Origin of the sequence: Neisseria subflava (assembly GCF_024205705.1) — a bacterium.
In the GTDB taxonomy this organism is placed as follows: Bacteria; Pseudomonadota; Gammaproteobacteria; order Burkholderiales; family Neisseriaceae; genus Neisseria; species Neisseria subflava_D.
On sequence record NZ_CP073115.1, the window covers coordinates 1400701 to 1422454 of the forward strand.

The following is a 21754-nucleotide window of genomic DNA, read 5'->3' on the forward strand; positions in this document are numbered from 1 at the left end:
TCAGACGGCCTTCATTCTTCAGCTTATCAATAATACACCTGAACCAACAACAAACCAAAAGCCAGACTAAATGCCATACTCAACAAGCCCGGAATCATGAAGCTGTGGTTGAAGATGAATTTGCCGATTTTGGTCGAGCCGGTTGTATCGAAGTCAATAGCGGCAATAATCGGACCGTAGTTTGGTATAAAGAAATAGCCGTTTACCGCAACGAATGTGCCGATAATGATGGGCGCTGGAATCCCCAGTTTGATGGCGATTGGGAACAGCGTCGCCACTGTCGCGCCTTGACTATTAACCAATACCGACAAGACAAACAGGGCAAAGGCAAAGGTCCACGGTGCAGATTCAACCAAATGGCTGACGGTCGACTCTACTTCTGTTAAGTGGCCGCTCATCAAGGTATCTCCCAACCAAGCCACGCCGAACACCGCAATTACGGCACGCATACCGGCATGGAATACCGAACCTCGGGTAATCGCATCGCCATTGGGTTTACACGCCAGAATAATCAGCGCAGAAGCAGACAACATCACGATTTCAATCGTATGCGCCATGCCCATAGGCTTGATCGCGCCATCGTGTTCAAAAGCCGGACGCAGCTCAGGCAACGCCCCCATTACCACCACCAGCAATGCCGCAGTCAAGAAAATACCGACCGACAATTTGGCTTTCGGCGAAATAGTGACATCGGTTTGTTGCTCCTCCACATCGATGTATTCTTTCACATAATTCGGGTCTTTCAGCAAAGCCTGATAATGCGGATCGTCTTTTAATTCTTTGCCCAGTTTGTTTACGAACACGCAAGCCAAACCGATACCCAAAATCGTGGACGGAACGGTAACTTTCAACACGTCCGCCATCGTGATGTGTTGCGGCTCAAGCATGGTAACACAGGCAACAACCGCGGCGGCAATCGGGCTGGCGACAATCGCAAATTGGGAAGCGATAACCGCCATCGTCAGCGGACGGGAAGGACGGATGCCATTGCGACGGCTGACTTCGGCAATCACGGGTAAGACCGAGTAAGCCACATGGCCCGTACCTGCCAAGACGGTAAAGGTGTAAGTTACCGCCGGCGCGATAAAGGTGATGTATTTCGGATTGCGGTGCAACACACGCGTGGCAATCTTAATCATATAGTCCAAACCGCCGCTGGCCTGCATGGCCGCTGCGGCAGACACTACCGCCATAATCATCAGCATCACATCAATCGGCGGGCTGGTCGGTTGAAGATGGAAACCAAAAGACAATACGGCCAAGCCGATACCGCCGAGCACGCCCAAACCAATACCGCCAACCTGCGCACCAATCAGGATACACAGCAACACAACGGCAAACTGGATAAAAAACATAGTTGACATCACAACTCCCAAAATCCGGCTTTGACCGAAATAAAATTACAAACGGTTGGATTATAGAGTAAACCCTCTTCCATAACCATACTTTACCTAATTATACATACTGATCTATATCAAATAAATAATATTCTCATTTAACCGCTAGGTTTTTAAAAACACAAAAAAGGCCGTCTGAAGATTTTCAGACGGCCTCTATGATTCTAAAAGATGATAAAGCTATTTTCCGGCTACTTCTTCATCTTTTATAAAATCCGATACGCCATGAACACAGCGGATTTTGCGTTCCGACAACGTTGCCGCCAACAAGGCATCGTTTTGCGGCAATGAATCGCGTTCTGCCTCATTGTGCCAGAGGTGGTACGCAATGCCGGCAAATTTCAAATTATGGCGTTTCATACCGTTATGATAGCAACGGGCGACAAATTCGCTGTCTTCCCTGCCCCAACCGACAAAGCTATTGTCAAACCCGTTGACGGCAAGCGCATCGCTGCGGAAAAAGCCCATATTGCAGGTTTTGATGCCTTTGTGTTTGCGGTTGCCTTTTCGGCCTGCCAGTTTGGCCAAACAACGGCAGCGCAGGGCGGAAAGCCGTTTTTCTATTCCCGAGCTGAACATGGACAAGGCAGGCAAATCGCCTTCGTTCAAAATATCCTGCGTTTTATCCTCAGTCAAAATTACGCGGGAACCCTGTATCAGACGGCCTTTGCGGGCAATCTTCAAATGATCGGCGATAAAAGACGGATCCAAGACCATATCACCGTCAATCAACACAATATAATCGCTTTGCGCCTGCGCCAGCGCACGGTTGCGCGATTCGGCTGCACGAAAGCCTCTATCCGGCTGCCATGAATGTTTAACAGGAATGCTTGTCCTGCGGCGGATAAAATCAACCACTTCGGCGGTTTTCTGCCTTGAGCCGTCATCCGCGACAATAATCTCATCCGGCAGACGGGTTTGCGATAAAGCCGATTTCAACACCAGCTCCAAAGCATCGGGGCGGTTGTAGGTGGTGATGATGAGGGAGACGGTTATCGTGCGGTTGTGCTCGTAGAGTTTGACATATTTGTAATACGAACCTTGCGCGTTGGAAACTGAAATTGTCAGGCCGTCCGCCCCATAGGCAAAACCGCGTTTGAGCAGGTAATTTTTCACAAACGATACGCCGCCATGCAGCAAAGCCTTAAACGGCGAACTGTCTTTCTTAAAACGATTTTCTGCCGCATACAGCGAGCTATACTGCTGCATTTTTTGAATCAGCCCTTCGGCGTTTTCAAAAGAATAATGTTTCAGATGGCCATCGAGTTGTTTAACCTTAGCTTCCTGCGGCAACACCAAAGACTCATGCACCTGACGGTCGGAAAAACGGGTAAATTTGCGATGATAAAGGCGCGGAATAATATCCGGATACCAGCCGCAGCCTTTAATCAGTCTGCCGTGGTAATGGTTCAGACGGGAAAGCGAAAAAATATGTTCCTTCTCATTTTCCAAAACGGCCGCACGAATGGATTCGATTAATGCCTCATCCGCCACTTCATCGCTGTCTATGCTGAAAATCCAATCGTTTTGTGCCAGTCTGGCCGCCAGATTTTTCATCGGGCCAAACCCGATAAAGTCATGCTTGTAATAGCTGACATTGGGAAAGCCCTTGGCAATTTCAAAAGTACGGTCGGTCGAGCCGTTGTCCAACAACAGGACCTCGTCAAAGTCTTTCAGTGCACTCAAAACTTCTGAAAGATAACGTTCTGAATTTTTTACCAACATGGCGGCGGTTGCCGGAATTGTGTGCATCATAAAAAGGCCGTCTGAAAAAGGAAGCTGTATTTTAACCGATATACCGCTACAATATGTCCTCCTTTTTTCAGACGGCCTGACTCATGCAGCTTATTCTTGCCCCCATGCAGGGGCTGGTGGACGATGTGATGCGCGACCTGTTGACGCGCATCGGCGGATTTGACGAATGCGTCAGCGAATTTGTCCGCATTACGCACACGGTCCACTCACGCGCCACTTGGCTTAAATATGTTCCCGAAATCGCCCATGCCAACCGCACGCCGGCCGGCACGCCCTGTACTGTCCAGCTTTTGGGCAGCGATGCGGAAAACATGGCCGTCAATGCTTTGGAAGCCGTACGTTTCGGTGCGGACAAAATCGACCTCAACTTCGGCTGCCCCGCGCCGACGGTCAACAAACACAAAGGCGGCGCGGTCTTGCTCAAAGAGCCCGACTTGATTTACCACATCGTCCACACCCTGCACCAACGCCTGCCGCAACACATTCCGCTGACTGCCAAGATGCGGCTCGGTTATGAAGATAAAAGTCTGGCATTGGAATGCGCCTCCGCGATTGAAAACGGCGGAGCCTGCGCGTTAACCGTCCATGCGCGCACCAAAGTCGAAGGCTACGAACCGCCGGCACATTGGGAATGGGTGCGCAAAATCCGCGATGCTGTCAGTATTCCCGTTACCGCCAACGGCGATGTGTTCAGCCTTCAAGACTATCTAGACATTAAAACCGTCAGCGGTTGCGACAGCGTGATGCTCGGGCGCGGCGCGGTTATCCGTCCAGACTTAGCGCGGCAAATCAAGCAATATGAAAACGGCGAAACAGTGAAAGACACCGACTTTGCCGAAGTCTCCTCATGGATAGTCCAATTCTTCGACTTATGCCTTGCCAAAGAAGCCAACAACAAATATCCGGTTGCCCGTTTGAAACAATGGCTGGGCATGATGAAAAAAGAGTTTGAACAGGCGCAGATATTGTTCGACCGTATCCGTGCCGTCAAAGAAGCGGATGAAGTAAAACAGATTCTGCTGTCGTTTGAACAAGAGATGCATTCATGATTCAAAAAGGCCGTCTGAATTTCAGACGGCCTTTAATATGATTACTGACAGATATAATCAGCCAACAGTCTGCCTTTTTCCGCGCTGGCTGCATTGGCCATATTCACATGCCTGGTCTCAGGGCCATTCTTGGATTTCAGGGCTTCGCCATATTTTTTGGCAAACTCTTTATTGGCACTGGTCACTCTTGACTCAGTGGCATCCAATATAAACCCGTCTTGCTCATATTTGCCTTGCGCAGTGATAATCAAGATATTTTCAGGCGAAGGATAATCCGGAAAATTAACATAGTTGGTAACCAGCTTGTAGGAAACGCCTTTGCCGTGTTTCATATCCTGACAGATGCCGTTAGGCGCGGTAAAGACTGCATGGCCGATCCGACTACGTCCGAAATCGTAAAAATCGATTCTCTTAGCAGTAGCCAACAGTTTTCTATCATTGTCGTCATTAATATTTAATGACTTGCCGTTTACCAAAAACAGGGTTGGCAACAAGGGGCTGCCATAAGATGCTTCCAAATTATATGCTTCGCCCAACAGCTTGCCCTGACGATACACTGTCAAGACAGGCTTTTTCAGACCATTTTCCGGATTACCGGTTTTCTTAAAAGAAATCTTCTGAAGTACATTGCCAAATTCATAATAAGGCCGCGACTGCACGCCTGTTTTCGTATCCTGCAAGGCGCTCCAGCTGCCGTCCGTCGTTTGGGCGCACGCAGTCAGAGCAACAAACAGAATACCCGATAGTAAAACTTTAGAATGTTTCATTCATAAACTCCTTCTCAAGTAAACAAAAGAACGGATGTGTGCCTTTACTGCCTAATTTTGTTTCTTTATTAAAATTTTAGAACCATTGCACTAACTTAGCAAGAGATTAAAGAACAGGCCGTCTGAACATTCAGATGGCCTTGATTAAGCTCAAATTTTAAGAAGCCAAAACGCGGTGGAACAAAATCTCATTTTCCAAATGGATATGGTCTTTCAAATCATCCACCATCTCTTTGGCCAAAGTGTACAAACGGGTCCAGCTGCCGCAAGCGCCTTCGGGAAGCTCAAAATTGTTGGTCAATTCTTCCAGACGCGCGATGGCTTGGTCGTGTTCTTCATGCTCGTGCATCATCACGCTGATGGGCATTGCCGCGCCGCGACCCACGCCCTGATTAATCATCGGGAACAACATGCGCTCCTCTTTCATCATGTGCATCAACAGCTCGTTTTGCATATAGGCTAACAAATCGGCCACTTCAGCCGGAAAAGTATCGGCATGAACCTGCGCTACTTTTTGCGCCAGCGGTACCAACTCTTCAAACTGGGCGCGATGAACGTTGTGATAACGTTGCAGGATATGGTCAATCGTAGAATTAAAAGGCGCGGTTTCCCAAAGGGTAAAGTCGGTCATGGCTGTGTTCCTTTAAAGATTTATATTGAATGAATGTTAGGTGTAAGGATACACGCAGTAATCCGCTTTGTATAGTTTTTTAATTGTTTAATTAATTGATAATAAAAGTTATTTTCAAAATTAAAATACCAAACAGGCCGCCTGAAACATAAGGCTAACGTTTCAGACAGCCTGCCCTTTTCTTAAATAATCCAACGATATAACGCAATCATCACCGGCATGGTTACCACACAAAGCAAGGTTGTCAGCCCATAAATCGCGCTGGCTTTTTGGGCATTTTTGCCGTAAACAACCGCCATTTGGGTAACCGTCGCTGCGGCAGGCGAAGTCGTTGCCAAAAAGCTGATTACAACAACCGTATCCGCATGCGCATCATGATGGACAAAACCACAAACTTTGACGGCAAAAAGCAATAATATTGGAATCAAAATCAGCCTTAAAAAAGCAACGAGATACAGCCTCGGCGTCCACATAATCGAGCGTAACGGCAGAGAAGCCAAAAGCATGCCCGCCACCAACATGGCAACCGGGCCAATCATGCCGCCCACCGTCGCCAAAGTATTATCGACAATATGCGGCAGCTTGATTTGAAAGGTAAACATTAGCAGCCCGACCAACATGGATAAGATGTTGATATTGGTAAAAATGGTTTTCCAAGCCACATTGCCTCGGCCGCAAATCAACAGGCGCAGATGCGTCCAAAACAAAAACGTCTGCACCAAGATAAAACCAGTGGTATAAATCACCCATTCCGCACCAAATACCGACATCACCAAAGGGATAATCAAGTTGCCCGAATTACTGTACACCGTCGCCGCGTGTTCGAGCGCATCGAGTTTGAACAAGTGCTTAAACAACCTGCCCAAAACAATCAACACCACATGGAAAAACACCGCCAGCATAACGGAAAGCTTCAGCCCTTCGATAATCTGCGGCGTATTGTCCATCTGAAAGGCATGAATCATGACAGACGGGCTGATCAGGTAAAGCGCAATGACGGAGAGCGTATAGCTGTTTTCCGATTTCAACAGCCCTGCCTTCACCAAGGCCACGCCCATCAAAACAATCAGCGTCAGCTCGGTAATTTTTCCGGCAAGCAGGAAAGAGGTTTCCATAATAAAAAAAGCGGCAAAAACGTTGATTTTACGCTTCTACCGCTTCGCATGCCAAATTCAGACGGCCTCAACATTCAAGGCCATCTGAAATTTTCTACCACAGATAGGTTACGCTGGCTCCACCGCCTGCACCACCCTTAGATGCGCCAACAGCCGAACCTTTCACCAGCCATTTGCCGCTGGCGGATACTTTCGATACTCCGACAGCAAAACCGGCCTTTCCGCGCCAAACGCCGCTGCCAATGGATACCGCACCCTGTCCCGGCTGGTAAGCTTGTCCCAGATTACCCACCGCAATCGCAGCGGCAGAGCCGGCATCCGCACGGTCTTCCAGTTTTTTCATTTCTACGCGTGTTTCAGCGCGTATCTGATTGATTTGAGCAGCCACCGCCGACTCTTTTTGCTGACTATCGGCCTGCCATCTTTCCGCAAGCCTTTTAACCTGAGCCACATTTACCGCATCCGTATCCTGAGTACCGGCAGCCACATGGGTAATTTGACGGCTGTCCTTTTCATTGCCAACCGAAACTGCGCCCAATGTCGATTTCCATGCCGTTTCTTCAGATTGACTTGCCGACTGTGTCGCAAAATCATAGCCTGCCTGACCTGCAGCCAAATCCGCAATACTTTGCGCACCTAGAGCGACCCCTTTCTCGGCTTTACCTTTGGCTTGGAAACCGAGTGCCAAAGATTTCTCTTCCAAAGCCGATGCGCCGCCGCCGACTGCGGTACCACCTTCTTTACGCACGCTGGAGCTGGTGCCGACAGCCAGACCGTTCAAGGCTGTAGCGGAAGACTCGACACCCAAAGCTACACTGTTTACGGCATTCGATACCGCACGCGTACCGACCGCCACTGCTTGATAACCTTCTGCTTCAGCAGCCGATGCCAGAGCAAGTGATTGAGTCCCACGTGCTTTAGCTCGATCACCTAAGGCCGTCGCGCTGAGCGCATCCGCCTCACTATCTCTGCCGATAGCTACTGCATCAATATTACTTGCCTGCGCGCCATTACCTACCGCAACGGCACGCAAAGCTGAAGCCTTGGACAGCAGACCAACTGCAACGGATTGACCGCCAGAAGCAGCCGCTGCGCCACCGACTGCTACATCATTTGTTCCCTTGGCATGGGCCCGAAAGCCAACCGCCACCGACCGCAATGCCTCCGCTTTGGATTCGCCACCCAAAGCAGTTGCGCTCAAACCGGAAGCGGCAGAATCATAACCCAAAGCAGCCGCCTTATAGCCACCTGCTTTAGCCTTGTCGCCAACTGCAGCGGCATTTTCGCCCGATACGGATTCTTTACCGACAGCCAAAGAACCCGTCTTGTGCATGGTTCCGGCAACAATACCTCCGTCCGCATACGCAGTACCGAAAAAAAACGCCAAAGCCAAACACAAAGGACTGAGCGATACATTCAGTTTCATCTTTATATTCTCCATTTTTTAAATATTAAAAATATCTCGTTCAATCGAATTAATACTTTTAAACTAGTTATATTGTATATACTTTTATTCTCATATTAAATAGTTCGGATAAATATTTTGATTTATGTCATAAATTTCAAACATCCTGGCAAATGTTCCTTGACCATCCTTCTAAACAACCATCAGTTTCAGACGGCCTGAAGCCTTTTTCCAACAACCCGACATAATTTGCCCTACCGCAAAGCAAATCAATATAAATCTGTCCGTATATCCGCTATAATCAGCCATTTTCTTCAAACAGGAAACATCATGTCCCCAGCCGTTTCAATCAAACGGGCCCCAAAATCGGCCTGAGCGTACGCCTTGCAGAAACCCAAGCTGAAATCGAAGCCGCCCAAAGATTGCGCTATCAGGTTTTTGCCCAAGAACTGGGGGCGGAAATCGAAAGTGATGACGGCCGCGATGTCGATCCTTATGATAAACATTGCCACCATCTGCTCGCGTTTGACGATGCAACCGGCGAGGTAATCGGCTGCTACCGCCTGATTACTGAAGAAACCGCAAAAAAAGTCGGCGGCTGGTACAGCGAGCATGAATTCGACCTTGAGCCTTTGAAAGACATCCTGCCGCAAACCGTAGAACTTGGCCGTGCCTGCACCCACCCGGACTACCGCAACGGCGGCTTGGTCATGCTGTTGTGGACCGGTTTGGTCAAATTCATGAAAGACGAAAACCTGCGCTTTATGATTGGTTGCGGCAGTATCGAAATGCGCGACGGCGGCAACGATGCGGCGGGCCTGTATCATGCTTTGAAAGACAAATACCTCGCTCCGGCACAATGGTGTGTCAAACCGCTCAACCCGCTCAAATGGGACAGCATCACGCCGTCTGAAAATCCGCCTGTACCTGCACTGATCAAAGGCTATCTCAAAGCAGGCGCGTGGTTCTGCGGCGAGCCTTGCGTCGATGAAGCATTCAACTGCGCGGATGTACTGATCATGATGGACATCAACCATCTTTCCGACCGCTACTTACAGCGTTTTGCCCCTAAAACCGACTCATAATAAAAGGCCGTCTGAAACTTCAGACGGCCTGCCTAATCTTTATAAAAAAACACACACAATGACCGCCAAAATCCGTTTTATCTTCCGTCTTCTCTGCATTGCCGGCTGCCTTTTGTACGGCATGGCCGAAATGTTTTTTCTGTTTCCCTTTTACAGCAGCAAACGCAAACTGCGCGCGATCCAATTATGGTCGCTGCGCGTACTCGCTTCCTGCGGCATGAAACTGCAAACTTTCGGCACACCGCCGCAAGAAGGCCGCGGCCAAATGCTTATCAGCAACCATATTTCATGGTTGGACATTATGGCGGTCAACGGCGCTTTCCCCGGCCGTTTCGTAGCTAAAGATGATGTAGCCAAATGGCCGGTGGTCGGTTATCTCGCCACGCAGGCACAAACGGTTTACGTCTCGCGCAACCGCGGCATCAAAGGCAACTCTGCCAAAATCGCCGGCGTGACCGAAGCACTGAAAAACGGCGATACCGTCACCATTTTCCCCGAAGGCACCAGTACCGAAGGCCGTGAAATCCTGCCGTTTAAACCGAGCTTTTTTCAGACGGCCTATGATGCAGGCGTACCGATTATTCCGGCACTCTGCCGCTATCCGAATCCGGACGGTAGCAGCCCCAACCCGCACACTGCCTACTACGGCGACATCAGCCTCTGGCAATCCATCTGCATGGTCATCAGCCAGCCTTCCAGTACGGTTGAGCTGCATTTCCTCGACCCGATTGAAGCGGGAGAAGACCGCTACGCTACCGCGCTTCAAGTACACGCCCTGTTGAGCGAAAAGCAAAAACAGTTGGGCTGATCAAACAAAAGGCCTTCTGAATGTTCAGACGGCCTTATATATTGCGTTCCATCAGGGGCGCATATTCTTAATTCTTGTAAAGCCCCTTAACTAAGCCAGTGAAGGGGCTTTAATTATGCTTATTTTCTACACCGTAAATCCCGAACCAGTATCTTTTCCAAAGTCGTATATCCTCAAAATTTTCAAGGATATAAATGATGAATCTCAATGTGTCAAAACTCTTTGCTTTCCTATTTCTTATCCAGCTTTAAAACACAAGGCTGAAAACGCCGCAAACGAATGCGGAAGACTTTTAGTAAGAGATTTGATGAATGAGGAATATAAACGTGAAAGCTTGGGAAGATAAAGCCGTGGCGGTGGGCGCAGATATGGCGGCCGCTTTAGCGGACGGCAATCCTGCGCTAACCGCCGAAGGCTGCCCCCTAGGCTAATAGGGGGGGAGCAAAATAAAACCCATAATCCGAAGGGTGCGGAAAAATCGAAGAACCAAGACTTCGAATTTGAATATTTCAGTCATTTCGTATCGGATGGAAAAGGTAAATTCATTGAAATACCGTTAAGAAGAGGAAGGGATGACGGCGCATTTATTGACCAAATCACTTTCACAATTCACGAAGACAGTTTGCCGAAAGTAACAGGTAAAGGATTGGTATCCGATACGGAATTCGTTGTGAAGTATAGCGAGCTGTTAGAAGAAATTTTCGGTTTTGGCATTACCCAAAAATTACCGTTTAAAGGAAAGTTTTTCTATAAAAGCTGTTACCAACTAGGCCCGGATAACGTCGAATACGGAAAAGTTCATTACGGCGGTCAGCGTGAAACAATGTTGGTTGAATTGAATGGTACAGGTTGTCAGGCTGCTATACCCGGTTGGGAAAACCGACTGTATGAGTTTTTAAGTAAGTGCATACGTCCAAAAATTACCCGTGTTGATGTGGCCCATGATTTTTTTAACGGCGAATACACACCCGATCAGGCATTACTTGATCATGACAACGGCCATTTTGACGTTCATAACATGAGGCCAAAAAGCGAATGCCGAGGTACTGCATGGCGCAATGATGACGGTAGCGGCAAAACCTTTTATGTAGGTAAACGCGGAAATTCTAAATTTACCCGTGTTTATGAGAAAGGAAAACAATTTGGCGATGTCAACAGTCCATGGGTCAGGTTTGAAACTGAATTTCGGGCAGGCGATATAGAAATCCCCTTAGATGTTTTGCTTTATCCCGGTTCGTATCTTGGTGGTGCTTACCCGATATGTTCGGCGATATTCAAAACAGAAGCTAAGCGGATGGATGCCAAGACAGAAACAGTAAATTTATCTTTCGATCACAAACTGTTCCATGCGCGTAATCAGGTTGGAAAAATGGTTAATTTCCTTCGCGATATAGGATGGGATGATACAAAAATCGTCGATGAACTTGTAAAAGGCATTGAAGGTTATCCCAAAGGTTTACAACCTGAACAATACGATTGTAGAGATCAGACACAAAAGATTCAGTATATCCACGAAGAGCAAAAAGCAATTGATGATTTGAATATGCAAACATTACTTGATGATTTGCTTGATGAGAAAGAAACCGCATTTCCACAAGACAGGGAAAAACAACACATTAAAGACATCGAACTCGAAGAGAAAATTATTTCAAATTTTTTAAACAAGTAAAGGAAATTCAAAATGTTTGAGCAAAGCCAAGTAACCACGTATTCAGCAACCCTGTTGGGTGCAAAACAATTCAAAGGCGAAATTGACGGTAACAAAATCGATTCTTGCACAGTTTTGGTAGCCAGCCCCATGCCTTCAAACGGCAATTCCGTAGGTTTTACCGCGGCAAGCATGAAGTTTGGCGATAGCCATAATTTCGACAAGCTGAGAAATCTTAAATTCCCATGCGCGGTTGATGTAACCGTCGCCATGGAATCAACAGGTAAAGGCCTAGTTCCTAAATTGCTTGATTTCCAAGTTAAAGGCTCAGCGCCCAAAGCCTAAGAAAGGCTGAATCATGAGTAAGTATCAGCAAAAATTTATTGTTCAAGAACTCGAAAATCATGAATTCATCTATCCCGATCCATTCGGTGATATTGGTTTCACTCCTAATATTAAATCTGCCGGTCAATATGAAAGCTATGAAGATGCTTTCAATTCGGCGATTGAAGAAATCGGCGGCGAATTTTTAATTTTCAGTTTTTATACAAAAGAAGACTAAGTTTAAGAGGCTCGGCGGGCGGTCTCTAAAACCTTCACATAGCCCGCAAACACATTTTTTTAAACATTTCGTAAAGGAAAACATCATGAAATTGATGAACACTTGCCGTAAATACGGCGCAAAACTGGCCGTTGTTGCCGCAGCTCCTCTGGCTTTGGCTACACAAGCCTATGCCGCTCTTGATGAAGGTGCAAAATCAGCCCTTGAAGCCGCAAAAACTGACGGCCTTGAAGCAGGATGGTTGGTAGTCGGCGTATTTGCCGCTTTGTTCGTTATTGCCATTGTTAAACGCTTATTGCGCTAATAGGTAATTAAGATGTACTACCAAGTCGGGAATAAATGTCTTGAGCAAAGCCAAGCTGAAAACGTCTATTTCAGCTTGGTAGTACCTCAAATTAGCCAAGACGGCAAAATTATCAAACCTGAGTACAACGGTACAGTATGGAAACTCAACGGACAGACGATTAAAGCCGATTTGCCCAAATGCGATCCAAGTGAAAATCTGAAAAGCGGTTTGGATACAGGATGGCTCTTGTTCGGCGTGATGGCTGCTGTGTATTTCGTATCCATTTTGAAAAGGGTTCTCAAATGATGGATTACTATTTTTACTTGGGTCTGGCGGTACCTGTTTTGATAGGGGCTATTTTATTTAAGGATTGATACCCTATTCGGGTAATGTCAAAATCTAACTTTCAGCAAACATTACGAAAGTTAGTATTATGCTTTTCAAAAATGAAAAAGATTTTTTCTATATCTCTGAATTTGAATTGGATGCGTTAGCTAAATTCTATTTAGATAAACCTTTATCTTATGTTTTTTATTTATTTTTAAAAGAAACTGAACATTTAAAAAAATTCTCTATGAATAAGTGTATGAATTTTTATAATAGAATTGATTTTGAGAAATCCTGTTTTGAAATTCTGTTTAAAGATGATTCAGTTTTCAGTATAGGAAATGGCGAAATAAATGTTACGGGGTTTAATAATAATTTTTCTGTTTGTATTCAGCTTTAATTCTTATGCTACAGATTTACAGGTTAGAAACGGGAAGCTAAGTTATCCGTTAACTAAGGAATTTAATGAAAATGGCTTTAGAGCATGGAAAGTAATAGGCGGAGGTATTGAGCAGGAATATCAAGCTAGATTTGATAAAAGTTTACATGTAAGAGATGTATCAACAGGCTTTAGATCTGCCTCAACTGTCCCCGTAACGTTAGAAGCTCAAGTATCCCGAAAAGTCGTTCTTCAAGGCGCATATCGCCTGGTAAAAGCAGGTGCAAAACTTGCTTTAAAAGGTCTACCCTACGTTGGTGCTGCATCATATGCTTATGACGCCTATCAAGCCGTAAACCCCACTTTAGAATCAGCCGGCTATCATTATTCTGAAAATGCCGATACATATCTTAAAGTCTATGATAATGCTCTTTGTATGAGTAAATTTAGAAGCGAACCTGGTTATTACTCATGTGTTGGCGTAGATTCATCTGTAATGCTTGCTCTTTCAAAAGGGGGAAAATCAGAAAAAGATGCACAAATCCTCCTAACAATGCAAGTTCAATCTGACTATGAAAAAATTCATAAAGGTTTAATGGATATGTATTTTGGCGATGATTATGCAAGAACGTCACCAAAATGTAGATGGAATGGTTGGGGTGTCAGTTGTGATATTCAAACATTAGCTATAGCTTATAGTTTTATAAAAAATTATAGCGAAGAACTAACCCCCGATAAGTTTTTAGAAATTGCAACACCTAAAATTGATAGTAATCCTACCCCTTTTATCGAAGGATCAGGCAAACCAGAATATAACGAAAAAGTATCAGTCCCTGCCGGTACTGTTGTAACCATTGGCCCTGTCACTCCCGAAAACGGCAAACCGGTTCAAATTACCATTACTTTCGGCAAAGACTCCAACGGCAATTCAACGGCAGATGTCGCAACTACTCAACGTCCCGATCTGACACCGGGCGGATCTGAAGCACCCAATACAAAGCCTGATCCAGATCCTGCGCCTAATCCTGATGGAAAGCCCGATAAAAAACCTGATGACAATCCTGATTCAGATGATAAGCCTGATAAACGTCCGGATGATAAACCTGATCCGGATGATGATCCATCTGATAAAAGGAAAGAAGATAAAAAAGATAACAAGAAAGAAGAATCAAAAGGCTTACTTTGTGATTTTTTTCCAGACATTTTAGCCTGTGACAAAATGGGCAAGCCTGAAGAGGGAATGTTTGACGCTATAAGTATTCCTCAAACTACCGATGATAGGACATGGTCGTCAGACGATTTCCTACCGCCAAACGGCGTTTGTCCTCAGCCAAAAAGTTTTAACATTTGGGGAAAGCCGGTACAAATCAGCTATGAACCGCTCTGCGTTTTCATGGAAAAAGTTCGTTTTGCCGTTCTGCTCGGATTCATCATCATGTCCGCGTTTATTGTTTTTGGGTCGTTGAGGAAATAAGAGGTACTTATGCCATTACTTGCAGGTCTTATACCTTTATTGGCAATTTTGCTCAAAATGCTAATTGTCAGAATAATTATTGCTACTGGCATGACGTTTGTAACGTATGCAGGCTATATTATTGCGCTGAATAAATTTAAAGATTACACATTGAATGCCATAAATTCTATGCCGTCTGATATTCTTAATTTACTTTTAATAGGTGGTTTTGGCCAAGGTCTCGGTTATTTATTCGGCGCATTCAGCTTTTATATTGGAATGATTACATTAAATAAATTAACTTTTATTATGCCAAGGTAGCGTTATGATTTATTTGTTTACTGGGAATATGGGTACCGGCAAGACTTCGCGTGTGGTATCCATGATTCTGAACAATGAAGACGGTTTGTTCAAAATGAAGCTTGAAGACGGTACGGAAGTAGATCGTCCGCTTTATTTCTGCCATATTGACGGTTTGGATAAACGTAAATTCAACGCACACGAACTCACAGAAGAAGAAATTATGTCTGCGCCTTTAAGGGATATTTTACCTACTGGTGCAGTATTGATTGTCGATGAAGCGCATTATACTTATCCTGTTCGCGCTGCCGGTCGCCCTGTTCCGCCTTATATTCAAGAATTAACCGAACTTCGTCACCACGGCCATACGGTTATCTTAATGACACAGCATCCAAGTCAGCTTGACGTATTTGTACGCAATCTCGTTTCAAAACATACGCACCTTGAGCGCAAAGCAGTAGGTATGAAGCAATATACATGGTACAAATGTGTTACCAGCCTAGATAATCCTGCCGCAGTAACAGGCGTTGAATCATCAAGCTGGAAGCCGCCAAAAGAGGCGTTTAAATATTACAAATCATCCAGCCAGCATCAGAAGTTTAAAAAGAATATTCCGCTTGCTGTTTGGGCTTTGGTAGCTATTTTTGCTTTCATGGCTTGGAAAGGTTTCAACGTTTATCAGATTTATAAACAAGGTAGCGGCCAATCTGAAGTAGTTCAATCTGTTTCTGATTCGTCTGCAATTGAACCACAGGCAATCACGGAAACTGATCAACCTAAAAGTCATCAAGATATAAAAACAAATCTTAAGCCTGAAGATTTTGTACCTACTCTAGCCGAAAAACCTGAAAGTAAACCCATCTATGACAATGTAAGACAAGTTAAAACCTTTGAATACATCGCCGGTTGCGTTGAAGGTGGTAATAGTGGTTGTACTTGTTATAGCACCCAAGGCACGCCGCTAAAAGAAGTTAATAAAGCCATGTGTAAGGACTACGTGAAAAACGGCCTGCCTTTCAATCCCTATAAGGATGAACAGCACACCGTACAACAGCCACAAACAGCACCGCAGACAGCCTACGCGCCTGAAAATGGACAAGTACTTACGATGGGCGGCAAAAGCCCTCAAAACTTGATGTATGACGGCTATGTTGAAGCAGGCGAAAAAACAGGATTCCAAAACGGTGCAAAGGTCGGCAGTTAAGAGATATTTATTTAATTGTTGATGTAGCCTAAGCGGAATCAACGGTTAAATAAATATCAACGGGGTGCGGGAACTCCCGCCTTTTTGAAATTGGGTAAATTAAATTGAAACCTGTAAATCGTTTTAATTAAGGCGGTTTACAGGTTTTTGTTTAAGCGCAAAACAAAAGCCTAGACGGTTTAGACAGTATAACGACCAGAGTTGAAAACTGAGGAAAAGATATGTCGAACCGTCCAATTACCTTAAAGATTGAATATCATCATAGCCGTATCAGGCTGAATAAATAAGGAAAATGAAATGAATGTCATAGGGTTGGACGTATCTAAAGACACGATAGACGCAACATTGATTACAACTAAAGGAAGCAAAGACTATATAAAAATATCCAACAATACAGAAGGATTTGAGAATCTGATTAATTGGATAAAAACAAAAAGAATTAGAAAAATTGCCATAAGTATGGAAGCAACAGGCATTTACTACGAACAGGCGGCAGAATATTTGAGCGCGCTATATACGATCTTTGTAATTAATCCCTTAAAAATCAAAGAATACGCAAAAAGTCAGTTCAGCAATACCAAAACAGATAAAGCAGATTCAAAACTTATCGCCGAATTTGCAAACCGACACTTAGACAAACTGACACCGTTTAGGCCGTCTGAAAATCCCATACTCTATAAGCTGGTTAATCTTCTGCAACAAATAAAAGAACAGCAAAAAGAAACACAAAACAGGTTGCATACCGCAAAAGACATATACATAAAATCAACCCATGAAGCAATCATAGAACTACTTGAAGAAAAAATAGATCAGACATCAAAGCGGATAGAAGGCATGATAAAACAGAAAGAAAGTCTAAATATCGAATATCAAAACCTGCAAACCATACCGGCAATAGGTAAAGAAACCGCAGTGATCCTACTAAGACACCTGACAGATAAAAATTTTGAAACAGCGAATAAATTTGTAGCATTTGCCGGTCTAAGTCCAAAAATTGAACAATCAGGGACAAGTGTCAATAAAAAAGGCAGATTGAGCCGATACGGACACCGCCAATTAAAACGCGCCTTGTTCATGCCTGCCCTTGTTGCCTATCGCATGAATGCATTTCCTCAACTTGTCAGAAATTTAGAAGCGGCAAAAAAGCCTAAGATGATAATCATCGTTGCACTAATGCAGAAATTGGCAAAAATCGCATTTTATATACACAAGTCTAAAAAGCCGTTTGATAAAGCGCGACATCAGACGGTTTAACGAATTTATACAAAACAAAACGGCTGTAAAAACAGCCGTTCTTTGTCGTTTCTGTTGAAAATGCAATAACTAAATATCTATTAAAAACATAAATATAGGAAATTAACTTATTTTAATAATTGACATGTCAATATATCATCTTTTCCATTATCTTATGTCTTAAGATGAATATTGCACCGAATCGCTACCGCTTTTCTTTTGAATAAATTCAATTTTGTAGCCATCCGGATCTTCAACAAACGCAATCACAGTCGTGCCGTGTTTCATCGGGCCGGCTTCGCGTACCACTTTGCCGCCCATTTCTTTGACACGTTCGCACGCCGCGTAAGCATCATCGACTTCAATCGCAATGTGGCCGTAAGCATCGCCCAAGTCATAAGACTCGGTATCCCAGTTGTGGGTCAGTTCCAAAACAGTATGGTCCGCTTCATCGCCATAACCGACAAAAGCCAAAGTAAAACGGCCTTCAGGATAATCCCGGCGGCGCAGCAGTTGCATGTTTAATACGTTTTGATAGAAATCCAAAGAGCGTTCGAGATTGCCGACACGCAGCATAGTATGAAGCAAGCGCATGATTTTGTTCCTTTCTGAATTATGTTTGGTCATGGATTATAACACATCGGGCACCATCCTCTTCAGCCTCAAAATACCGACACTGAAACTGCATAAAAATGAAGCACACACCCTGCCGTCATTTGAATTTCATGTATTAACAAGCACACCGACTGACTAAATTGCTATAATCGCCACACTTACAACACAACACTTCAAACCGTCATGAAAACCTTTGTTCTTCCAGATACCCGCCCTTATCCGCAGAGCCCTATCAAAAACTACCTTCTGCTCAATGCCTATCAGCTGGCGCACAATTCCTCCTCCGCATCACGCAAGCTTTCGGCCGGCCAACTGCAAACCGAAATCCGCACCATGCTCAGCCAAAACCATTACATCAACCTTTCATTGGCAATGACCATGGCGCCCGATGTCGGCACTTACACCAGCTTGATTCAAAGCGTAGGCGAAGTCTTGAAGGCAGAAAACGATAACGAAGCCCAATGGTTTGCCCTGCCTGTCGTTTTGGTCGCCGGTTGCAAAAAAGAACAAACCCTGCCGCTCACGCTGCCTACCGAAGCCCTCTTCGCCTGCCTGCAAAACTACCCTAATCTGCGCGCCCTCACGCAAAACACGCAATGGCTGCCCTACCTCGTCCAATCTACCGACTTGAGCAGCGTTACCCCGGGCGACTGGTTCCAAGCCAAGCAAAACGATGAAGCGGCAGGCGCATTCCTGCAAAAATTCGAATACAAACCATTGACGCTGCCTGAAGGTCAATCTGTCCATGTTGTTTACGCGCTGGGCTACGGCAATAAAGACATTCAAACGGCCTTGGGCCTCAACCTGCAACAGGCAGGCCTGCCATTGATGCAGGTTTGGCAAGAGCATCTCGCCCTTGACGGCGTTACCCTCTTTACCAACCCGCTCTCGCCCAATACGCCGCTTGACGCGCTTACCGACGGCAGCCACACCCGCCAACGCATGGCCATGGACGTTTTTGCCACCAACGCCATCCGCGCCATCCGTATGCAAAGCCCGCGTGTCGGCGTTGTTGCCGCAGCAAAAGCGGATGGCAAGCTCCAGTTCAGCTTCAACGCAACAGACAGCGCGTTTGAAATCGTTCCGCAGACCTTCACTTGGGAACTGGCTTCAACCGACAATATCGCCATCGTGCAGCAAAACTTCCTCGACCTGATGGCCGAATGCCGAATCGAGCACCTCTACCTGCTGCACAACCCATTGGGCGAAAACGAGAACATCCCTACTTATGCCCAAGCGTTGAAACTGGAAGGTCATAATCCTTTCTTCAGCAATGTAAACTAAATTGAAAATGCAACACGCCAAGGCCGTCTGAAAACGGTTTAGCGTGTTGCATTGATTTTCAAACCTTACCGCTCATTTTCACGCATATGAAAACCCACAAAATCCTTTTCGTCTGCCTCGGCAACATCTGTCGTTCCCCCATGGCCGAATACGTCCTGCGCTACCGCGCCCGCGAAGCAGGCATGGGCAATGCCGTCATTACGGCCAGCGCAGGCACATCAGGCTGGCACGACGGAGAAGACATGCACGAAGGCACGCGCCGCGCGCTCAAGCAACACGGCATCGACCCGTCAGGCTTTACCAGCAGCAAAATCAAACCCAGCGATGCCGATCATTTCGACTACATCATCGTGATGGACGACAACAACCTCAGAGAAACCGAAAAGCAGCTCGGTTTCCACCCCGGCAAAATCTTCAAACTGACCGACCTTATCCCCGATTCAGGTTACAACCACGTTCCCGATCCGTGGTACACGGGTGACTTTGACGAAACCTACCGTCTGGTCGATGCCGGCAGTTTGGCCTTGTTAGAAAAATTGAAACAGGCTTAAACCGGCTGGAACAATAAAAGGCCGTCTGAACAGGTATTTGCAAAAGCCATGCTTTCGTGATTACCTGTTCAGACGGCCTTTATTGATCACCGCAATCAACCTACGCGGTAAAACGCCAGGCTGCCCAATAAATTCGGCAGATGTTTAATCTGTTTATTGCCGGTCATGACAGCACGCTCAAGCACACGGATTTTGTTTTTGGCACACAGCAAATCAAAGTCTTTGAGGGTACACCAATGGATATTGGGCGTATCGTACCAATGATACGGCATCCGCTCGGAAACCGGCATATGGCCGCCGACCGCGATTTGAAAGCGGTTGCGCCAATAGCCGAAGTTAGGAAAGCTGACGATGGCCTGTTTGGCCACGCGCATCAGACAGCGCAGGATTTTTTCCGTGTTCTGCATGGCTTGAATGGTTTGGCTCAAGACAATCACATCAAAACTTTGATCGCCAAAAGCCACCAAACCTTCTTCCAAATCGGCCTGAATGACGTTCACACCGCGGGATATGGCGGTAATCACGCTGTCGGTATCGATTTCAACACCGTAGCCGGTGCAATTTTTATGTTCCACCAACGCGGCCAACAGTTCGCCGTCGCCGCAGCCTAAATCGAGTACGCGGCTGCCTTCGGGTATCCAATCGTAAATGAGTTGCAAATCGTCGCGCAGATTCATTTTTGGCAGTCCTTGTAAACGTTGTTCATATAAGCGGCAACCGCGCGGATATAGGCTTCGTCTTCCATCAAGAAGGCATCGTGGCCGTGATTGGATTTGACTTCAATGTATTGCACGGATTTTTGCGCGGCGATTAATGCCTTGACCAATTCATGCGAACGTTGCGGCGAGAAGCGCCAGTCGGTACTGAAGCTGGCAACAAAGAATTTGGCCTGCACATTCTCCACGGCACGCGTGAGGTTGTGGCCGTAATCGGCAGCCGGGTCGAAGTAGTCAAGCGCCTTGGTCATCAGCAGATAAGTATTGGCATCAAAGCGGCCGACAAACTTATCGCCTTGATAGCGAAGATAAGATTCCACTTCAAATTCAACGCCGTAGCCATACTGATAACCGTCTGATTTTAAATCTCGGCCAAATTTTTTACCCAAGCCGTCTTCGGCAAGATAGGTGATGTGCCCCATCATACGCGCGATACGCAAACCGCGTGAAGGAACGGTATGATGGCTGCGGTAATTGCCTTCATGGAAATCTGGATCGGTCAAAATCGCCTGACGGGCAACATCGTTAAACGCGATGTTTTGAGTGGAAAGTTTAGGCGCAGAAGCGATGACGAGCGCATGGGCAACGCGTTCAGGCAAAGAAATCGTCCATTGCAATGCCTGCATACCGCCCAAACTGCCGCCGACAATGGCAGCCCATTTTTGAATACCGAGATAATCGGCAAGCATGGATTGGGACTTCACCCAGTCTTTGACGGTTACTACAGGGAAATCCGCGCCATATTCGCGGCCGGTTTCAGGATTCTCGGACAAAGGGCCGGTGCTGCCGTCACAGCCGCCCAAGTTGTTCAAACCGACAACAAAAAAGCGTTCGGTATCGATAGGTTTGCCGGGGCCGACCATATTGTCCCACCAACCGGGGTATTTATCCTCCGCACTGTGCTTGCCGGCAACGTGATGATTGCCTGACAGGGCGTGGCAGATAAGGACGGCATTACTTTTGTCGGCATTGAGTGTGCCGTAGGTTTCAATCATCAGGTCGAAACGGGGTAAGGTTTTGCCGTTTTCCAGAGCAAGCGGTGTGTCAAACGGGATTTTCTGGGGCGTTACAATGCCCACTGAGGCATTTGTTGTCATTTGTAATTTCCAAGTGAAGCGGCAAAAGGGGTATTATAACGTTTCGTTTTTGTTTTGTGCATGAGGCTTCAGACGGCCTGCCTTAAT

Annotated in this window: 24 protein-coding genes; 15 read left to right on the forward strand and 9 right to left on the reverse strand. The window is 46.0% G+C overall.

Annotation, left to right across the window (positions count from 1 at the left end; genetic code table 11):
• Positions 1-26: 26 nt before the first annotated feature.
• A complete protein-coding gene (locus KCG54_RS06780; RefSeq protein WP_254324994.1) occupies positions 27-1355 on the reverse strand; it encodes an anaerobic C4-dicarboxylate transporter family protein in 1329 nt (442 codons plus the stop codon).
• 222 nt (positions 1356-1577) lie between these two features.
• On the reverse strand, positions 1578-3152 hold the full coding sequence (locus KCG54_RS06785; protein ID WP_254323762.1) for a glycosyltransferase family 2 protein: 1575 nt from the start codon (positions 3150-3152) through the stop codon (positions 1578-1580).
• Positions 3153-3235: 83 nt separating this feature from the next.
• Between KCG54_RS06785 and KCG54_RS06790 the strand changes: the two genes are divergently transcribed.
• On the forward strand, positions 3236-4201 hold the full coding sequence (locus tag KCG54_RS06790; protein WP_254323763.1) for a tRNA dihydrouridine synthase: 966 nt from the start codon (positions 3236-3238) through the stop codon (positions 4199-4201).
• 41 nt (positions 4202-4242) lie between these two features.
• Here the strand turns inward: KCG54_RS06790 and KCG54_RS06795 are convergent, their stop codons facing one another.
• The 4 genes from KCG54_RS06795 to KCG54_RS06810 form a co-directional block, all read right to left on the reverse strand.
• Entirely contained in the window at positions 4243-4968 is a 726-nt protein-coding gene (locus KCG54_RS06795) for a hypothetical protein (protein WP_254323764.1), read from the reverse strand.
• A 157-nt stretch (positions 4969-5125) separates the two neighbouring features.
• Positions 5126-5599: an iron-sulfur cluster repair protein DnrN gene (gene dnrN, locus KCG54_RS06800; RefSeq protein ID WP_254323765.1), complete on the reverse strand. Its 474-nt coding sequence runs from the start codon at positions 5597-5599 to the stop codon at positions 5126-5128.
• A gap of 182 nt (positions 5600-5781) precedes the next feature.
• Positions 5782-6714, reverse strand: a complete 933-nt coding sequence (locus tag KCG54_RS06805) for an AEC family transporter (protein ID WP_254323766.1) — start codon at positions 6712-6714, stop codon at positions 5782-5784.
• Positions 6715-6808: 94 nt separating this feature from the next.
• On the reverse strand, positions 6809-8140 hold the full coding sequence (locus KCG54_RS06810) for a YadA-like family protein (protein ID WP_254323767.1): 1332 nt from the start codon (positions 8138-8140) through the stop codon (positions 6809-6811).
• 269 nt (positions 8141-8409) lie between these two features.
• On the opposite strand from KCG54_RS06810, the gene KCG54_RS06815 reads away from it, so the two are divergent.
• The 12 genes from KCG54_RS06815 to KCG54_RS06870 all read left to right on the forward strand — a co-directional run bounded on the left by KCG54_RS06815 (position 8410) and on the right by KCG54_RS06870 (position 17425).
• Positions 8410-9204 carry a GNAT family N-acetyltransferase gene (locus KCG54_RS06815; protein WP_254324995.1) on the forward strand — a complete coding sequence of 265 codons (795 nt, stop codon included), beginning with the start codon at positions 8410-8412 and terminating at the stop codon, positions 9202-9204.
• Positions 9205-9262: 58 nt separating this feature from the next.
• Positions 9263-10012 carry a lysophospholipid acyltransferase family protein gene (locus tag KCG54_RS06820; protein WP_003747133.1) on the forward strand — a complete coding sequence of 250 codons (750 nt, stop codon included), beginning with the start codon at positions 9263-9265 and terminating at the stop codon, positions 10010-10012.
• Positions 10013-10427: 415 nt separating this feature from the next.
• Positions 10428-11681: a replication initiation factor domain-containing protein gene (locus KCG54_RS06825; protein WP_349306443.1), complete on the forward strand. Its 1254-nt coding sequence runs from the start codon at positions 10428-10430 to the stop codon at positions 11679-11681.
• Between the two features lie 12 nt (positions 11682-11693).
• Positions 11694-12005: a hypothetical protein gene (locus KCG54_RS06830; protein ID WP_254323769.1), complete on the forward strand. Its 312-nt coding sequence runs from the start codon at positions 11694-11696 to the stop codon at positions 12003-12005.
• Positions 12006-12018: 13 nt separating this feature from the next.
• Positions 12019-12222 (forward strand): hypothetical protein, encoded by a 204-nt coding sequence (locus KCG54_RS06835; RefSeq protein WP_063075624.1) that lies wholly within the window; start codon positions 12019-12021, stop codon positions 12220-12222.
• Positions 12223-12307: 85 nt separating this feature from the next.
• Entirely contained in the window at positions 12308-12526 is a 219-nt protein-coding gene (locus KCG54_RS06840) for a major capsid protein (RefSeq protein ID WP_070646583.1), read from the forward strand.
• Between the two features lie 12 nt (positions 12527-12538).
• A complete protein-coding gene (locus tag KCG54_RS06845; RefSeq protein ID WP_254323770.1) occupies positions 12539-12814 on the forward strand; it encodes a hypothetical protein in 276 nt (91 codons plus the stop codon).
• Positions 12815-12941: 127 nt separating this feature from the next.
• Positions 12942-13235 carry a hypothetical protein gene (locus KCG54_RS06850; protein ID WP_254323771.1) on the forward strand — a complete coding sequence of 98 codons (294 nt, stop codon included), beginning with the start codon at positions 12942-12944 and terminating at the stop codon, positions 13233-13235.
• Complete coding sequence (locus KCG54_RS06855; RefSeq protein WP_254323772.1) at positions 13189-14688, forward strand: IgG-binding virulence factor TspB family protein; 1500 nt, start codon at positions 13189-13191, stop codon at positions 14686-14688. The genes KCG54_RS06850 and KCG54_RS06855 overlap by 47 nt, the downstream gene beginning before the upstream one ends.
• Before the next feature lie 9 nt (positions 14689-14697).
• A complete protein-coding gene (locus KCG54_RS06860) occupies positions 14698-14988 on the forward strand; it encodes a DUF2523 domain-containing protein (protein ID WP_254323773.1) in 291 nt (96 codons plus the stop codon).
• Positions 14989-14992: 4 nt separating this feature from the next.
• Positions 14993-16171 (forward strand): zonular occludens toxin domain-containing protein, encoded by a 1179-nt coding sequence (locus KCG54_RS06865; protein WP_254323774.1) that lies wholly within the window; start codon positions 14993-14995, stop codon positions 16169-16171.
• Positions 16172-16468: 297 nt separating this feature from the next.
• The gene (locus tag KCG54_RS06870) at positions 16469-17425 is read left to right on the forward strand and encodes an IS110 family transposase (protein WP_254323775.1); all 957 of its coding nucleotides are present in this window, start codon (positions 16469-16471) and stop codon (positions 17423-17425) included.
• A 159-nt stretch (positions 17426-17584) separates the two neighbouring features.
• Here the strand turns inward: KCG54_RS06870 and gloA are convergent, their stop codons facing one another.
• Positions 17585-17998: a lactoylglutathione lyase gene (gene gloA, locus KCG54_RS06875; protein ID WP_003685011.1), complete on the reverse strand. Its 414-nt coding sequence runs from the start codon at positions 17996-17998 to the stop codon at positions 17585-17587.
• 204 nt (positions 17999-18202) lie between these two features.
• On the opposite strand from gloA, the gene KCG54_RS06880 reads away from it, so the two are divergent.
• Positions 18203-19303 (forward strand): conjugal transfer protein, encoded by a 1101-nt coding sequence (locus KCG54_RS06880; protein ID WP_070608210.1) that lies wholly within the window; start codon positions 18203-18205, stop codon positions 19301-19303.
• 86 nt (positions 19304-19389) lie between these two features.
• Positions 19390-19854 (forward strand): low molecular weight protein-tyrosine-phosphatase, encoded by a 465-nt coding sequence (locus KCG54_RS06885; protein WP_254323776.1) that lies wholly within the window; start codon positions 19390-19392, stop codon positions 19852-19854.
• A 95-nt stretch (positions 19855-19949) separates the two neighbouring features.
• On the opposite strand, the gene metW is transcribed toward KCG54_RS06885, so the two are convergent.
• Together metW and metX are read right to left on the reverse strand one after the other, a co-directional pair.
• Positions 19950-20531 carry a methionine biosynthesis protein MetW gene (gene metW / locus KCG54_RS06890; RefSeq protein ID WP_254323777.1) on the reverse strand — a complete coding sequence of 194 codons (582 nt, stop codon included), beginning with the start codon at positions 20529-20531 and terminating at the stop codon, positions 19950-19952.
• Positions 20528-21667 (reverse strand): homoserine O-succinyltransferase MetX, encoded by a 1140-nt coding sequence (gene metX / locus KCG54_RS06895; protein WP_254323778.1) that lies wholly within the window; start codon positions 21665-21667, stop codon positions 20528-20530. Before metX ends, metW begins: the two co-directional genes overlap by 4 nt.
• Between the last annotated feature and the right edge of the window lie 87 nt (positions 21668-21754).

Bases quoted from the DNA above. Each gene is read 5' to 3' on its own strand.
- KCG54_RS06780 (WP_254324994.1), bottom strand. From the start codon at position 1,355: ATGTTTTTTATCCAGTTTGCCGTTGTGTTGCTGTGTATCCTGATTGGT.
- KCG54_RS06785 (WP_254323762.1), bottom strand. From the start codon at position 3,152: ATGATGCACACAATTCCGGCAACCGCCGCCATGTTGGTAAAAAATTCA.
- KCG54_RS06790 (WP_254323763.1), top strand. From the start codon at position 3,236: ATGCAGCTTATTCTTGCCCCCATGCAGGGGCTGGTGGACGATGTGATG.
- KCG54_RS06795 (WP_254323764.1), bottom strand. From the start codon at position 4,968: ATGAAACATTCTAAAGTTTTACTATCGGGTATTCTGTTTGTTGCTCTG.
- dnrN (WP_254323765.1), bottom strand. From the start codon at position 5,599: ATGACCGACTTTACCCTTTGGGAAACCGCGCCTTTTAATTCTACGATT.
- KCG54_RS06805 (WP_254323766.1), bottom strand. From the start codon at position 6,714: ATGGAAACCTCTTTCCTGCTTGCCGGAAAAATTACCGAGCTGACGCTG.
- KCG54_RS06810 (WP_254323767.1), bottom strand. From the start codon at position 8,140: ATGAAACTGAATGTATCGCTCAGTCCTTTGTGTTTGGCTTTGGCGTTT.
- KCG54_RS06820 (WP_003747133.1), top strand. From the start codon at position 9,263: ATGACCGCCAAAATCCGTTTTATCTTCCGTCTTCTCTGCATTGCCGGC.
- KCG54_RS06830 (WP_254323769.1), top strand. From the start codon at position 11,694: ATGTTTGAGCAAAGCCAAGTAACCACGTATTCAGCAACCCTGTTGGGT.
- KCG54_RS06835 (WP_063075624.1), top strand. From the start codon at position 12,019: ATGAGTAAGTATCAGCAAAAATTTATTGTTCAAGAACTCGAAAATCAT.
- KCG54_RS06840 (WP_070646583.1), top strand. From the start codon at position 12,308: ATGAAATTGATGAACACTTGCCGTAAATACGGCGCAAAACTGGCCGTT.
- KCG54_RS06845 (WP_254323770.1), top strand. From the start codon at position 12,539: ATGTACTACCAAGTCGGGAATAAATGTCTTGAGCAAAGCCAAGCTGAA.
- KCG54_RS06850 (WP_254323771.1), top strand. From the start codon at position 12,942: ATGCTTTTCAAAAATGAAAAAGATTTTTTCTATATCTCTGAATTTGAA.
- KCG54_RS06855 (WP_254323772.1), top strand. From the start codon at position 13,189: ATGTTACGGGGTTTAATAATAATTTTTCTGTTTGTATTCAGCTTTAAT.
- KCG54_RS06860 (WP_254323773.1), top strand. From the start codon at position 14,698: ATGCCATTACTTGCAGGTCTTATACCTTTATTGGCAATTTTGCTCAAA.
- KCG54_RS06865 (WP_254323774.1), top strand. From the start codon at position 14,993: ATGATTTATTTGTTTACTGGGAATATGGGTACCGGCAAGACTTCGCGT.
- KCG54_RS06870 (WP_254323775.1), top strand. From the start codon at position 16,469: ATGAATGTCATAGGGTTGGACGTATCTAAAGACACGATAGACGCAACA.
- gloA (WP_003685011.1), bottom strand. From the start codon at position 17,998: ATGCGCTTGCTTCATACTATGCTGCGTGTCGGCAATCTCGAACGCTCT.
- KCG54_RS06880 (WP_070608210.1), top strand. From the start codon at position 18,203: ATGAAAACCTTTGTTCTTCCAGATACCCGCCCTTATCCGCAGAGCCCT.
- KCG54_RS06885 (WP_254323776.1), top strand. From the start codon at position 19,390: ATGAAAACCCACAAAATCCTTTTCGTCTGCCTCGGCAACATCTGTCGT.
- metW (WP_254323777.1), bottom strand. From the start codon at position 20,531: ATGAATCTGCGCGACGATTTGCAACTCATTTACGATTGGATACCCGAA.
- metX (WP_254323778.1), bottom strand. From the start codon at position 21,667: ATGACAACAAATGCCTCAGTGGGCATTGTAACGCCCCAGAAAATCCCG.